General features: G+C 61.2%; 13 protein-coding genes, 1 tRNA gene and 1 pseudogene. 11 read left to right on the top strand and 4 right to left on the bottom strand.

Annotation, left to right across the window (positions count from 1 at the left end; translation table 11 throughout):
• The first annotated feature begins 71 nt into the window (after positions 1–71).
• From AC0L2O_RS34030 to AC0L2O_RS34010, 5 genes are all read left to right on the top strand, one after another.
• Positions 72–539 carry an arsenate-mycothiol transferase ArsC gene (locus AC0L2O_RS34030; RefSeq protein ID WP_473372843.1) on the top strand — a complete coding sequence of 156 codons (468 nt, stop codon included), beginning with the start codon at positions 72–74 and terminating at the stop codon, positions 537–539.
• A 150-nt stretch (positions 540–689) separates the two neighbouring features.
• The gene (locus AC0L2O_RS34025) at positions 690–1319 is read left to right on the top strand and encodes a Maf-like protein (RefSeq protein ID WP_473372842.1); all 630 of its coding nucleotides are present in this window, start codon (positions 690–692) and stop codon (positions 1317–1319) included.
• A 143-nt stretch (positions 1320–1462) separates the two neighbouring features.
• On the top strand, positions 1463–1645 hold the full coding sequence (gene yacG / locus AC0L2O_RS34020) for a DNA gyrase inhibitor YacG (RefSeq protein ID WP_409190877.1): 183 nt from the start codon (positions 1463–1465) through the stop codon (positions 1643–1645).
• Positions 1646–1842: 197 nt separating this feature from the next.
• Positions 1843–1918 (top strand) — tRNA-Phe (locus AC0L2O_RS34015).
• A gap of 85 nt (positions 1919–2003) precedes the next feature.
• On the top strand, positions 2004–3581 hold the full coding sequence (locus tag AC0L2O_RS34010; RefSeq protein WP_473372841.1) for a DUF6538 domain-containing protein: 1578 nt from the start codon (positions 2004–2006) through the stop codon (positions 3579–3581).
• A gap of 649 nt (positions 3582–4230) precedes the next feature.
• Here the strand turns inward: AC0L2O_RS34010 and AC0L2O_RS34005 are convergent.
• Positions 4231–4422, bottom strand: coding sequence for a hypothetical protein (locus AC0L2O_RS34005; protein ID WP_473372840.1), 192 nt, complete (start codon positions 4420–4422; stop codon positions 4231–4233).
• On the opposite strand from AC0L2O_RS34005, the pseudogene AC0L2O_RS34000 reads away from it, so the two are divergent.
• Positions 4328–4626, top strand: a pseudogene (locus AC0L2O_RS34000) (DinB/UmuC family translesion DNA polymerase); the annotation flags it as partial. The gene AC0L2O_RS34005 and the pseudogene AC0L2O_RS34000 sit on opposite strands and share 95 nt — an antisense overlap.
• On the opposite strand, the gene AC0L2O_RS33995 reads toward AC0L2O_RS34000, so the two are convergent.
• From AC0L2O_RS33995 to AC0L2O_RS33985, 3 genes are read right to left on the bottom strand one after another with little or no spacing between them, the layout of a single operon-like run.
• Entirely contained in the window at positions 4585–6363 is a 1779-nt protein-coding gene (locus tag AC0L2O_RS33995; RefSeq protein ID WP_473372866.1) for an ATP-dependent helicase, read from the bottom strand. The pseudogene AC0L2O_RS34000 and the gene AC0L2O_RS33995 sit on opposite strands and share 42 nt — an antisense overlap.
• Positions 6356–8137, bottom strand: coding sequence for an ATP-dependent nuclease (locus AC0L2O_RS33990; RefSeq protein ID WP_473372839.1), 1782 nt, complete (start codon positions 8135–8137; stop codon positions 6356–6358). The genes AC0L2O_RS33995 and AC0L2O_RS33990 overlap by 8 nt, the downstream gene beginning before the upstream one ends.
• A 60-nt stretch (positions 8138–8197) precedes the next feature.
• A complete protein-coding gene (locus AC0L2O_RS33985) occupies positions 8198–9382 on the bottom strand; it encodes a DUF2235 domain-containing protein (RefSeq protein ID WP_473372838.1) in 1185 nt (394 codons plus the stop codon).
• A 292-nt stretch (positions 9383–9674) separates the two neighbouring features.
• On the opposite strand from AC0L2O_RS33985, the gene AC0L2O_RS33980 reads away from it, so the two are divergent.
• The 5 genes from AC0L2O_RS33980 to AC0L2O_RS33960 all read left to right on the top strand — a co-directional run bounded on the left by AC0L2O_RS33980 (position 9675) and on the right by AC0L2O_RS33960 (position 12867).
• A complete protein-coding gene (locus tag AC0L2O_RS33980) occupies positions 9675–10259 on the top strand; it encodes a hypothetical protein (protein ID WP_473372837.1) in 585 nt (194 codons plus the stop codon).
• 62 nt (positions 10260–10321) lie between these two features.
• The gene (locus AC0L2O_RS33975; protein WP_473372836.1) at positions 10322–11068 is read left to right on the top strand and encodes a hypothetical protein; all 747 of its coding nucleotides are present in this window, start codon (positions 10322–10324) and stop codon (positions 11066–11068) included.
• Positions 11069–11105: 37 nt separating this feature from the next.
• Positions 11106–11582, top strand: a complete 477-nt coding sequence (locus AC0L2O_RS33970; protein ID WP_473372835.1) for a hypothetical protein — start codon at positions 11106–11108, stop codon at positions 11580–11582.
• Positions 11583–11591: 9 nt separating this feature from the next.
• Positions 11592–12335, top strand: coding sequence for a hypothetical protein (locus AC0L2O_RS33965; protein WP_473372834.1), 744 nt, complete (start codon positions 11592–11594; stop codon positions 12333–12335).
• Positions 12336–12531: 196 nt separating this feature from the next.
• Positions 12532–12867 carry a site-specific integrase gene (locus AC0L2O_RS33960; RefSeq protein WP_473372833.1) on the top strand — a complete coding sequence of 112 codons (336 nt, stop codon included), beginning with the start codon at positions 12532–12534 and terminating at the stop codon, positions 12865–12867.
• Positions 12868–13021 lie beyond the last annotated feature (154 nt).

Genomic DNA, 13021 nt, shown 5'->3' with positions numbered 1-13021 from the left:
GCATGGCCCGGAAAAGCGTGCAGCGGTTTGCCGACAACGCCGTGCCCTCGATCAAAGAGGGCTAGGCGGCGATGGCGGGTCCGCCACGCGCACGCGATCCGCAATCCGTGCTGTTCGCCTGCGCGATGAACAGCGTGCGCTCGCCGATGGCCGAGAGCCTGCTGCGGCACATGTTTCCACAAGGCCTCTACGTGAAGTCGGCCGGGGCGAGGAAGGGCGAGCTCGATCCCTTCGCGGTCGCGGTGATGGACGAATTGGGACAAGACATCTCCACGCACAAGCCGCAGACGTTCGAGGAGCTGGAGGATTGGGAGGGGCTGAATTTCGACCTCATCATCACCCTCTCGCCCGAGGCGCATCACAAGGCGCTGGAGCTGACCAGGACGCTTGCCGCCGACATCGAATACTGGCCGACGCATGATCCCACCACCATCGAAGGCAGCCGCGATCAGAAGCTCGCCGCCTACCGCGAGGTCTGCGACCAGCTCCTGATGCGCATCCGGCGGCGGTTCGCGAAGGTGGGGGCGGCGAGCGGGTAGTTCCCGTAACACCGGCGTCACAGACTGTGGGCACACGCATCCCGAGGTCCCCGAATCAGTAAAGTCCGGGTTCCCGGGTTGTGAAATCAGCCCCCTTCCGATAGGTTCCGCGCGCAATTCACCCCTGCTTCGTCCTCCCAAAATCACCTGATGCTTGGCCGCCCCAAATTCGTTCTTGCCTCCGGTTCGCCGCGGCGCCTGTCGCTGCTCAACCAGGCCGGCATCGAGCCCGATGCGCTCCGGCCCGCCGACGTCGACGAGACGCCGAAGCGGGGCGAGCTGCCGCGCGCCTGCGCCAACCGCCTCGCCCGAGCCAAGGCCGATGCGGCGCTCAAATCAGTCCAGCTCGACGACGAACTGCGCGGCGCCTTCATCCTCTCAGCCGACACGGTGGTGGCGGTCGGCCGACGCATCCTGCCCAAGGCCAACCTCGTCGACGAAGCCGCGCAGTGCCTGCGGCTGCTGTCCGGCCGCAACCATCGCGTCTACACCGCGATCTGTCTGGTCACGCCGCGCGAGGCCTTCCGCCAGCGGCTGGTCGAGACCCGGGTCCGCTTCAAGCGGCTGTCGGAAGACGACATCCAGGCCTATATCGGCTCCGGCGAATGGCGCGGCAAAGCCGGCGGCTATGCGGTGCAGGGCATCGCCGGGTCGTTCGTGGTCAAGATGGTCGGCTCCTACACCAACGTCGTCGGCCTGCCGCTCTACGAGACCACGACCTTGCTCGGCGGCGAGGGATTTCCGATCCGCTTCGGCTGGCTCAACGCTGTCGCCGTGTGAGCGTCAACAAAAAACGCGAAAACAACCCCATGCACAGTAGAATCGGCCCGCGCGCTCCGTCGCCATCGCGTGCGCCGCGATCCCGGGAACCTGTTTGCCGACAGGCTCTTGACCCCTGTCACCTCGTGTAAGCTGCCGCCCCCATGGACGACCCCCTCAAAAAGCCCGCCGGTCCCCTCAAAACCTGCCCGATCTGCGGCAAGCCGCAGTCAGAGGCCACCCGCCCGTTCTGCTCGTCGCGCTGCCGCGACGTCGATCTGAACCGCTGGCTGAAGGGCTCCTACGTCATCCCCGGCCGCGATGACGAAGTGGATGGTGAAGAATAACAAAGCAATGTCAGCGGTTTAGTTGATGGTCCGATCCGCCCCGAGCGAGCCGCGGCAAGCCCGCCCCACCTTGTGCACAGCCGGGCCGCGCCCGGCGAAGCCTCTTGGCGAAGCCGGGTGGACAGGCCGCTTCCAGCCCACTATAAACCGCCCGCTCCATAGGCCTTGACCTTCTCTTTGGCCCCTCTTTGGAGCACGCCCAGGTAGCTCAGTTGGTAGAGCATGCGACTGAAAATCGCAGTGTCGGTGGTTCGATTCCGCCCCTGGGCACCACGGCTCTTCTAAGGGCCTGATATCCAAAGCAATTCAGCAAATTCAACGGCTTAGCGCTACGGTTTTGGTACAAAACGGTGGTACAATGCCGCTTGCAATGTCACGTCCATGGAAGCACCCGAAAACCGGGATCTATCAACTTCGAAAGGTCGTCCCCGACGACCTGCGCAAGCTCATCGGCAAGCGCGAGGAGAAGGTGAGTCTGCAGACCCGCGATCCTGCAGAGGCGAAAGTCCGGCATTCGAAAGCGCTCGCCGAGCTGGAGGCTCGATGGGCCAATCTGCGCGCAGGGCCGAAACCTCTGACCGAGCGTGAAGCGCACCAACTCGCAATCGTCTCGTATGACCGCTGGTTGGAGCAGTACAGGGACAATCCCAGTCAACAAACCGGCTGGGACACCGACCTTGGGGATCGGCTCTTTGGCCCTCCGTCGGCCAGGGAAGAAAAAGATGCGGCTCGTGCGCAGTCGGTCGATCTCTTTTCTCCCGAGCCGGAGTTGTACAAGATCGCTCGAATGGAACAGGCCTGTTTGGAGGCCGCGGGCGGCTACCTGAGCGCTCACGGGTTTTCTGAGGATTGGCAAAATCGACGAACCATGGCTCGCGCTATTGGAGCTGCCATACAGCGCGCAAGTTTGGTGCTAGCCAAGTTGGGAAAAGGGGAAACCGTTCCAGAGTTTCCCTTCCCGAATTTGTCTGTATCGCAGGGCGGGTCAGTCGCTCGCTCGCCACAGCGAGCCGTCACATTCCAGGATCTTCTAGATGGATGGAAAGCCGAGCGGCGGCCGGTCGCAAAGACTGTTTACGAATGGTCACGCGTCATCCGGGAACTAGAAAAATATCTAGGGCATACAGATGCCCATCGCTTGACCGCTGAGAATCTCCTCGACTGGAAGCGCGCGTTGGTGGCCGCGGGATTGCGGGCGAAGACCATCCAAGGTTCGAAGTTGTCGCCAGTGCGGGCAATCCTGCAATGGGGACTACAGAACAAGCTGGTTAGCTCCAATGCTGCCGAAGGCGTTTCGCTGGATGTCAAAGCCAAACAAGGAGAGCGCAAACGAAGCTTCACCGATGAGGAGGCCAAAACCATCCTTCGCGCCGCGCGCTCCGAGAACGATCCGGTCAAGAGGTGGGTGCCCTGGATTGGCGCATACACTGGAGCGCGACTATCTGAGATCTGCCAGCTGCGGCGCGAGGACGTCCTGAAGGTCGAGGACATCTGGTGCATGAAATTCGTTCCGGAAGCAGGCTCGCTCAAGACTTCTGGATCAGAGCGAGTAGTCCCCGTTCACCCTGCGCTGATTGACAGCGGCTTTCTCAACTTCGTCGCCCAGGCCAAATCCGGTCCTCTGTTCGCCGAGCTTTCTCCAGACAAGTTCGGTAAGCGCGGTGGCAATGGCACCAAGATGATCGGAAGGTTCGTGCGTCAGCTTGGATTGAAGGACCCTCGACTGTCCCCAAGCCATTCCTGGCGCCACCGGATCAAGACGCTTGGACGAAAGCATGGGCTTGCGCAAGATATTCTGAATGCGATCACAGGCCATGGATCGAAGTCGGTCGCCGATTCGTACGGAGAATTTCCGGTCGAGGCCCTTTTCCGCGAGCTTTGTAAGATTCCAGCCCTCGACCTGGCTGGGGTTGCGCTGGGCAAGGAGGCCAACTAGTCCCCTCCGGCACGATCAACGACCAGAATCAGACTACGAATCTGAGGGTCGGACGTTCGAATCGTTCCGGGCGCGCCAATGTTTTCAATATCTTAGTTGGATTTTTGGCCTCCCTTGCTTACTACGATCTTCTCAAAGTAAGCGCAGAGTAAGCATTGGAAGGTCCGACGTTCGCCTTGTGGCGCCTCCCGTCGGATCGTGCCGCTGGTCGTCCGCCTGTCTACCGCTCTAACCGAGTAGATCTCGAACTGACAGCCTCGCGTTACAAGCGGTCTGCTCTCGCTCCGGATATGCGGGGGCCCGGGTCAACGAGATCACCCAGCTGCGTGCTTCCGACGTCAGGACGATCGACGGCATCGACTGCATCCACATCACGCCCGAGGCCGGCACGGTCAAGACCACGAAGGAGCGCACGGTGCCGCTCCACCCACATCTCGAAGAGATGGGTTTCGTGACGTGGGCGCGGCGCAAGCGAGGGAAACCTGCCGCGTCGCCTCCATCGATGCGCGGCAGCCCGCCGCCAACGAAGCTGCGCGACGATTGGCGAGCGAGGCAGCGGGGATGCCGTGCCGGTCCGACAACTAGGCCCCGCCTTCAATCGTAGCCGTACTTGTCTTCACGACGGCAGCATCGCTGGGATCTGGCATCGCTAAGTCTCGACAGCCGGCCGGACGTCATCCGCCGGATCGAGCCCGCAGCCCCGCTGCGCGACACGACGGCTTCGCTGGTGATGGAGCAGGCAGACGCTGATCGACAAGGTCTGGCGGCACTGCGAGGACAAGGGTTCGCGCGGCCGGACAGTGACGCTGAAGGTGAAGTTCAACGACTTCGAGATCATCACGCGCAGCAAATCCGTGCCCGTTGCAGTCTCGAGCCGAAGCGACCTCGAACGCTTGGCGGTCGCCCTGCTGCGGAACGAGCTCCCGTCCCCAAGCCGGTCCGACTTCTAGGGGGCTCGCTCGCGTCGCTGCAGACCGAGAACGACACAGAGCCGCAACTCGACTTAGCTTTCGCTACGCTGCGCGAGCTCGTAGACCCACGGTGAATGGTGATGCTCCTGGAAGACCAGGCTTAGCGATTTCCTGGGACGCGTGACGCCGACATAGAAGCTTCGGCGCGCCTCGCGAAGACCGTGCGGGGTCTGCCTGTCCCGGTTGTTCGGGAGATCGGCGGCGTTGACGCCGTACATGATGACGGCGTCGAATTCCCTGCCCTTCGCGCTGTGCAACGTTGTCAAGGTGACGCGGCCGGCACCTTCGATGCGCCCGGCGAAACGGTTGAGCGACATGTCGAGGTCGCTCCCCGGATCAGTATTCGAGATCATCTCGGAGCAGACGTCCCAATCCTGTTCCGAATTGCGCGTGATCGCCTGCCATGGCTCAATCAATTCACGTTGGTACCGTTGGAGCCAAACGTGCGTGCTCTCCCCAGTGCCCATGGAAGAGTTCAAAAAGGCGATAAGTCGGTCCGATAGCTCCTGCATTTCGTTCTCGCTCGCGTTCCCTCCATAGACGAGCGCGGCGGCGCGTGAGAGCAGGCGGCTGTAGCGAGGATCGGCGTCCCGCCATCCACCAGTCGCCCACCGTGCGCAATCCTCTATGAAACAAGCAAGCCGCGAGCTTCGTCGAACCAGTCCCTTGGGGTCTGCCCGGACGAACGGAATGTCGGCCTCTCTCAAAGCCTCTGCGACCTTGTCGCCATGCCAACCCGCTCGATAAAGGACGGCGATCTCGCCCGGCGGGATGCCCTTTGCGAGAATATCCGGGATGATGGTCGTGGCGATGGTCTGCGCCTGCTGATCGAGACCGAGCGGGACGGCGTAGAACGCCAACTCCCCGTCCGGCGCCCCGTCGATTTCCCGGTAGTCGCGCTCCTCGCCGAGCGCGCCGAGCGAGGCCCGGATGATCTTCTTGCCGGACCGGTAGTTGAACCGTAGCCGGATCGTTCGGACATCTGCACGCTCCGTAAGACCCACCAAAAGCTCCGGGTTGGCACCGTTGAATCCGTAGATCGATTGGTCGGCGTCGCCGACCGCGAATAGTCGGATGCCTCCGCCGAAGCAGAGAAGCAGCACGAGTTCGTGCAGCGCGTGCCCGAGATCCTGATATTCATCGACAAACAATACCGGGAAGCGTGCACTGATCGCGTCCCGTATCCACTCGTATTCCTTGATCATGCGGTAGGCGAGGAGCGGCATGTCGTCGTAATCGATGAGCCCTCGGTGTCGCAGTTCTGCTTCGTAAGCCTCGATGAAGTCCGCCAGTTCGGGGTTCAGCCCTCTCCACTCCGGCCGGCTGCGATGCACGTCACGGCGCCGCTTCTCGACGGCGAACTGCCAGCGCCGATGCGGATCTTCGGCGCCGCCGATCACTGCGGCGTGAGCGGCCTCCACCGCGGCGCGCGATTGCGCCCGCGTCGCGACCCTGAAGTCCGCGGGCAGGCCGACCGGTACGCAGCGCGCATAGGGCGAAATGACCTGGCTCAGCGCGAACCCGTGAACCGTGCCGATGAAAGCGCGGTCGCCCGGGCCGATTCCGAGCTTCGCCAGGCGGGTCTCGAGCTCCGCGACGCACTCGTTGCTGTAAGTGATGCAGGCGACGCCGCGCGGATCGACCACGTCTTCGATCAGAGCCCGCGCCATGGCGGTCGTGAGGGTCTTGGTCTTGCCGCTGCCGGGGCCGGCCAAGACGACGCAATGCCCTGTCTCACGAGCAGCGGTCAACTGCTCGGGGTTACCCTGGAGTTCTTCGAGCGCCTCTAACAATCTGCGGGTATCAGACACGGCTGACCACGAATGCGATCGCGTTCGCGATATACTGCGGCGGAGGGAGACCAATCATCCTTTTGCTTAGCCGGGAGCCCAGCCGTCCCTTGCCGATATCCGCGATCATGGCAAGCAACTGCGTCGGATCCACGGGTGCCGTGCCCGAGCGCCAAGCGGCGATGCGGCCGGACCGCGTCGATCCGAATCCTTGCTGGTCGAGGATGTCGAGAAGCGGATTCAGGAGCACCGGCGTGCTGGCAATCGACACTTCAAACGTTCGATCGTTCAGGAAAACGCCTGAATTTGCCGCCGCCGGAGCGAAGTCGGCGAAGCTCTTGGTTTCCCATTCCGCCCGTTGTGCAGGCGTCATCGCGGGCAGTCGACGGACCTCGACCATATCGTGCCAGAGATCGATCGTTCGCTTGCGGCCCAATGGCGGTTTCGATCCATCCAGCGGGTCCCAATCCGTGATCACGGCATAAGGCAGGCTCAAGGACTCGGCTAGTTTGACGTAAGGGTTGAAATTGACGCCCGCTACGTTACAGACCGTGATCCCGAGTTCGTCTAGCGGCTGGCCCATCGACTGCGCGAAAACGGGGACCAAGGCTTCCTCCGCATCGCCTTCGACGAAGAGCACGCCCCGGGCGAACAGCAACTCCGCCCGCGTCGCATTCAGATAGCTTTCGAGATCGTCGAGTTGGTCGGCGCTGACCGGGAGCGCCGCCAGCGAAAATGCCTCCGTTGCTCCGTTGCGGCCCCTCAGTTGTACGATCGAGCGCAGCGGGGTCACCGCAGCCAATGTCGGCGAATGGCTGGTGACGATCAGTGCCTGCGTAGAATCGGCACCACTGAATAGCTTCGTGAACACGGATCGCTGAAGTTGCGGGTGCAAATGCGCCTCGGGCTCCTCGATGCATAGAAGCGAGAAGTTCCGGTCGTTCTTTTTGCGGCGCCAGGCGAACTCGGCCAGTTTCAGTGCGAGCAGCGCCAAGTTGGCCGATCCCAGGCTCGCTTCGGCTATGCCCCGTTTGCCTCCATCGATGAACATCGCGATCGCCCGGAAGAGCCGGAGCGGATCGGAGGGGGCGAACCTGAGCCGGGCATCGATGTCGTGCGCCTTCCCGGACAAGTGAAGGATACCGGCCCTCAGTTCGTCTTCGAGGGCTTTTATCGTCGGAAAGCCCTCCAGCGCCTTGGTTGCCTTATCGAGCTCCGCAGCTACCGCGTCCAGATCTGCTGACGGTATGGCAGAAATCGCCTCCTCCAGAAGATGGCGGAGAGGAGAACTGCGCCAGGTCGCGAGCTGGGCCTCAGCGTCGCGCAAGGCGTCCAGCACGTCAATCGCGATCCTCCGGCGCACCCGGCCAGGCACGGCCCGGGTCTCGTCCCCACCTCCGAACACGACGAAGTCGAAGTCGGCGCTGGTCTGGGGGATGCCCGTCACTCCAGGCCTCTTCCGGAAGACGTAGCTCAGCCGGGCGGTCGTCGGATCGGGAGGCGTTCGAAAATCGGTCAGCAGGGCGACGAGCGCCGGATCTCCCATGAAGTCGGCAAGTTCGAGGTGCACCTCGATCGGATCGTCGTAGGTTTGAGCATAGCCGTCCCAGAAGTCCGACAGCCTGAGCTGACGGGCCGAGTCCGGCAAGTTCGGATCTAGAATGAGCCGGATCGCGAACAGCAGGTTACTCTTGCCGACCCGGTTCTCTCCCAAAAACACCACGTTTCCGGAGAGGGGAACGTCGATGGCACGAAAGTTTCGGAAATTCCTGATGCTCAGCCTAGCGAGGCGCATCGGATACCCTCACTCACTTGCATCGATTGCGGTATGCTGCACTTCAACGACATTCACGCCTTAATCGCTCGGCACAGGCGAGAGATCGTCTGTACGCAACGATCCGGAAAGCTTGGCCAGGTTCGCCTTCCTTCGTTCAGCCCACTGCGAAAGATTCTTGGGCCTGTACGACTCGTCGCTCTGCCATCGCTCGAGGACTGAACTGTCGATCGTCTCGTTGATGGGACTTTCGATGGCGACGCTCGAATCAATGGGATCACCCCCGATCGGTCGCTGATATTCTCTTTGCAGATATCTGTAGAAACCGCCGAGAAAGCTTCCGTAGGAGTCGATGACGGGTGACCTGATTTTGGGAGAAAACTGGTCGACATCACTGCGAAATGACAGCCCTTGGGCGGCGGCCCGCTTCATCATCCAGGCGAACGGCCTCTGTGACAAGAGGTCGTTCGAATAGCCGCCGCCGACATTGGCGTGCGCGCCCACGAACCAGCGCTGCTCCGCCTCCGCCAGCGAACGGGGAGCCCTCGGTTGATCCGCTTTCGGATCCTTAGGGACACTCCTGGTCCATAGCGTAGGTGCGAAATCTGGGCGGTGCTCATCGATCGCCAGCGCGTGCGCCGCTGCGATATTTGGGGTGCGAAGGCTGGTGTTGAGAAAGGAATGGCTTTTTTTGAAGCGGCTGATGCCCACGGGAACGCCGAGGGATCCGACGGTATCGAACACGCCCAGGAACTTGATGTTCACGAAGCGCGAGTACCGGACCAGCCATTCCTCTTCCAGCGTGGGATTCTTCGGAGGGTGGTTCAGAAGGCGCTCGATCGAGGGCACCGTCAATCCCAAGCGGTAGCGATCGTAAAGCTGCTTGATCGAGAGCGGCCCGCCGGGCTTCAGCACGCCGCACCGGGAGACGAAGCCGGACAGACTGCGCGCCGTGTAGGATCCCCGGGAAAAACCGAAGATGAAGATGTCGTCGCCGTCGTTGTAGTTCTCGATGAGCCATTGATAGGTTTCGAGGAGTATGTCGTCGATGCCGACGCCGAACATTCCGCCGCGCACTTTGCTGCCGACCTGTGTTCCAAGGCCGGAGTTGTAGTAGATCGACTGCCTGACCTGGTCTGCACCGAGAGGGGCGGTAAGTGCGCGGAGTCGCCAGACGTTTGTGTTGTCGTTGGTCGTATTCCACGTGCCATCGAGGAAGAGTGCTATCCGCTTCTTAGGTTGGTCGCCTGCCAATTCGCCGGTCATTCTCAATGCCTTTGGTGAGCAATGGTCACGATGTTACCTATAGTTGTGTAAATTGGCGAGGAAGAATGGTGCGATCCAGAGTTATTACCACCCACAAAGCACCAGAGTTATCGCTTTTGCCCTGATCCTGGAGTTCGATTGGAGGCCTATGAGAAATGGTTTGCCGGCGCGACGCTGGGAATTCGGCCAGCGCCAACCTCGCGGTTGCCGGCTGTCAGTATCCCGAGTCGGCACCGGGCGATATTGAGGCTATGATACTCCTTTGAGTTGCATCTGACGCGACGAGGGAAGGATGACTTTCGACGATCTTATCATCGAACGGCCAGCCACGGCGGGTGCCGAAACCGGCAAGCCAGATCGGCACCTCTACGAAGGTGCGGTGATGCTGGCCTATGCAATGCATCTGCTGGAGACGGAGCCGGTCCGGGAAGTCCGGATTCATCCGGACGGTCAGCACGCGACCCAGTTCGATTTTCCAGGATGGCTCGAGAAGCGAGGCTTCAAGCGCATCGAGCGGGGTCGCACCGCGTTCGGCGGGACCTACCAGGACGACGCCGGCCGCAGGATCATTGTCCATTCGCGACCGGGCATCGGAGACGTGGTCGCCGACGCCGATGGCGTGACCATCGAAGCCGAGTGCAAAGGCGGCGCGATCGAGACGCGCCATCGCGGACGTCTCTCCCGCCTCGACAAGGGATTCTGCGAGATCGTCGGCCGCCTGATGATGAAACCGCCGGGTAGCCGACTGGTGGCAGTGATGCCGAAGACCGAGGTCACGCTGCGCATCGGCCGCAAGCTGGCGCCCCGCTGCGCGGCCGCAGGGATCGAAATCGCGCTCGTCGGAGCACGCGGCGAGATCCAAGACGTCAGGTGCTAGAAGGGCAGAGTGTCGCTCGACAACGCATTGGAGTTCAGCGATCAGACGATGAAAGGAACACGATGAGCAGCTGGACAACGTACATCGCCCTCGGCGTCGCCGATGTTGCCCTGCTGGGCGGCCTCGTGGTCGCCTCGCTGTATCTGCGGCGCAAACATCCCGGTCACGTCTTCACCATATGGTACGCGTTCTGGCTGATGCTCACCTTGTTTTCCGGCCTGTTCTATTACGTATGGGCGAACGAGCGGAGCATACCGGGCTCCATTCTTAGCGGCGCTTCGTTTGTCGGCGGCTTCGTCGTTTGGTTTCAGAAGACGTCGATGGATTTCCACGATGAGCGTTATCTGATCTCCTCGATTTACGTCGCCGTCGTGCTGCCCCAGTTTATGAGCTATCTCGTGAGCGGCATTTTTGGCTGTGCGAACCGTCTCATGCTCGTTGAGTGGATAACGGCGGCCATGACCTGGCTCGTCATCAAGTTTCTCGCCGTTCTGGCTGGCATCCTGATGGCCCAAGCCATCGCCGCGCTCTACGCCGCGCCCGTGCTTCATCCCGCGGATCTTCCACCGAAACTGCTTCAGTCCATCATGATGTTATCGCTCTCGTTCATCATCGCGGGCGCCTTCTATTTCACGCATGAATACCGCTTCAAACGGATGCTTGTGGCGATGCGCAAGCCACTCAAACCCCTCCTGAACTACATGGTAAGCTACGCGGCGTCGGCGGAGGCCAGAGAGGCAAAGAAGAAGCGATACGCGTGGCTGCGCACGCGCGCGCGTAAACTGGCGAGCGGAGTCTTGTGGAACTAGGACAGGTCGAAGCGGTCGAAAAGCGTAGGGGGAGGCAATGGAAGAAAAGGATCACATCAACGGGGTAGGCAACATCGTCCTGAATCTTCAGGCGCTCGAATCCTTGTTGCGCGGCTTCCTGGTCGAAAAGTACGGTCAGTGCTCCGGTTTTCCGAAGATGGGCGACAAGGTCGCCTGCCGGAACTACCTGACGGACTTCGCTTCCTTGGGTGACCTCATCAAAGACTACCATCGTTGTCTCGAGGATCATGAGAAAGAGCACAGGATCGACGAATCGGTCGTCCTGATCAGAGACGCTCTGGCTCATGGGCGGCTCTTCGTGCGCGGGAGCGATCCGAAGCCGCCGTTCGAGCTCTGGAAGTTCGGTAGGGCCAATGGCGACGGGAAGATGCCCGTCGAGTTCTCCGAAACGCTGACGCAGGAATGGTTGAAATTGAAGTGGCTGCTGATCGACGGCGAGTGCCAGAAGGTCGTCGAGTGCTCGAAGGCCCGGGGCTACAAGAGACTGAGATAGGAGGGGGCGATGGAACGAACCGTCACGATCCCCACGGCCGCCATCGGCAACGCCGTGGCCGCCTACACCGTCGGATTCGTCAAGCTTGAGGTTCACGACAGGGTCGAAGATGCGATCGGCGCCGGATCAGGGACTCTTGTCCGCATCGGCAGACTCCATGGTGTCCTTACCGCGGCGCACGTGCTGGCGAACTTGCCTGACAACGGTGCGGTGGGAATCGTCGAATATCGGGGCGAGACCATGCACTATCGCAAGCGCCAGATCGAAATGGCGAACAGCGTAAAGATCGCGCTGCGGGGCGACAACTTCGGCCCGGACGGGCCGGATCTCGGTTTCCTTCGGCTTCCGGTAGAGACCGTCGGTTGGTTCGAGGCGATCGGCTCATTCTACAACCTGCTGAAACATCGATCCGACGCGTGCCAGGCGGCGCCTTCGCCGAATTCGACAGATGCGATCGTCGGCATGATCGACGAGCGCACGAAGGATCTGCCGGCAGAACGGGCCGGCGAGCGCAGGAAAGGATTCAAGGCCCTGTTCTCGAATGGCACGATCTCGGCGGAGCGACAGGTCGCCGGCTACGTCCTCATGGAGTTCGCGCCGACGGAATATCCGGACTTCAAACTCCCGGGGGACTACCAAGGGACCAGCGGCGGCGCCCTGTGGAGGATCTACCTGAAACTCAACGGCGGCGCGCCTGCGGTCGCCGCGACCAGGCTATGGGGTGTCCCGTACTATCAGACGGCCGCGCCATGACGGCAAGCTCGTCCGCAAGCCGGCGCGCCTCACGTCGTGACACAGCACCCAAGCCCATTCTAAGGGGCGGCACATTTCGGCAACCAACAAGCGCTTTCGGGATTCTGATCTGAAACACCGGCAGAAAGTCGGGGAAAACCAAATACCTCCCCGCTTTGGCGGATACTTTTCGGGATACCGACACGGATACTTCTCCATGGTGGCGGTACATCAATACAAAGACCCAGCCAAAAGCACATCCAAAAACCTCAACAGGCTGTTGCGTAATGCTGGCGCTAGGGGAGGCGTTGAGGTGCTTCATTCACTGCGCGGCGACGGGATTGACGAAATGCGCGCTCAAGATATCGATGGTCGCGCGCGACGTTTGCAGACGGGCCACACGCTCGGCGACGAGCATGATCAATATGGCTTCCGCGCACTCAGCGCATCCGCATGTCACCAATTGGCGACGACAAAACTCAAGCGTCAAATTGATTGGTCGATTTTTAACGATATAGATTTCGAGAAACTTGCGACCGCGCGCCGTAGCTGAATCCACAAATTCAGAAGGGTGGAGAACGTCGGGTTTGATGCGTATTCCGGACTCAGTCTCTTTTGCAGGCGCAAGCGTGTCAATCGGCGTTCGACTGGGACCCCCTATCGGCATCCAAAAGGGACCCCTTTGATCGGCGTGCTCTGCTGGTAGC

This window comes from Bradyrhizobium sp. Kon10, assembly GCF_055807395.1.
Note: the sequence above shows the minus strand (reverse complement) of the source record. Positions and strands in the feature narration are given on the sequence as shown.

Coding starts and splice junctions, on each gene's coding strand:
- AC0L2O_RS34030 (WP_473372843.1), top strand. CDS start 72: ATGGCGGGTCCGCCACGCGCACGCGATCCGCAATCCGTGCTGTTCGCC.
- AC0L2O_RS34025 (WP_473372842.1), top strand. CDS start 690: ATGCTTGGCCGCCCCAAATTCGTTCTTGCCTCCGGTTCGCCGCGGCGC.
- yacG (WP_409190877.1), top strand. CDS start 1,463: ATGGACGACCCCCTCAAAAAGCCCGCCGGTCCCCTCAAAACCTGCCCG.
- AC0L2O_RS34010 (WP_473372841.1), top strand. CDS start 2,004: ATGCCGCTTGCAATGTCACGTCCATGGAAGCACCCGAAAACCGGGATC.
- AC0L2O_RS33990 (WP_473372839.1), bottom strand. CDS start 8,137: ATGCGCCTCGCTAGGCTGAGCATCAGGAATTTCCGAAACTTTCGTGCC.
- AC0L2O_RS33985 (WP_473372838.1), bottom strand. CDS start 9,382: ATGACCGGCGAATTGGCAGGCGACCAACCTAAGAAGCGGATAGCACTC.
- AC0L2O_RS33980 (WP_473372837.1), top strand. CDS start 9,675: ATGACTTTCGACGATCTTATCATCGAACGGCCAGCCACGGCGGGTGCC.
- AC0L2O_RS33975 (WP_473372836.1), top strand. CDS start 10,322: ATGAGCAGCTGGACAACGTACATCGCCCTCGGCGTCGCCGATGTTGCC.
- AC0L2O_RS33970 (WP_473372835.1), top strand. CDS start 11,106: ATGGAAGAAAAGGATCACATCAACGGGGTAGGCAACATCGTCCTGAAT.
- AC0L2O_RS33965 (WP_473372834.1), top strand. CDS start 11,592: ATGGAACGAACCGTCACGATCCCCACGGCCGCCATCGGCAACGCCGTG.
- AC0L2O_RS33960 (WP_473372833.1), top strand. CDS start 12,532: ATGGTGGCGGTACATCAATACAAAGACCCAGCCAAAAGCACATCCAAA.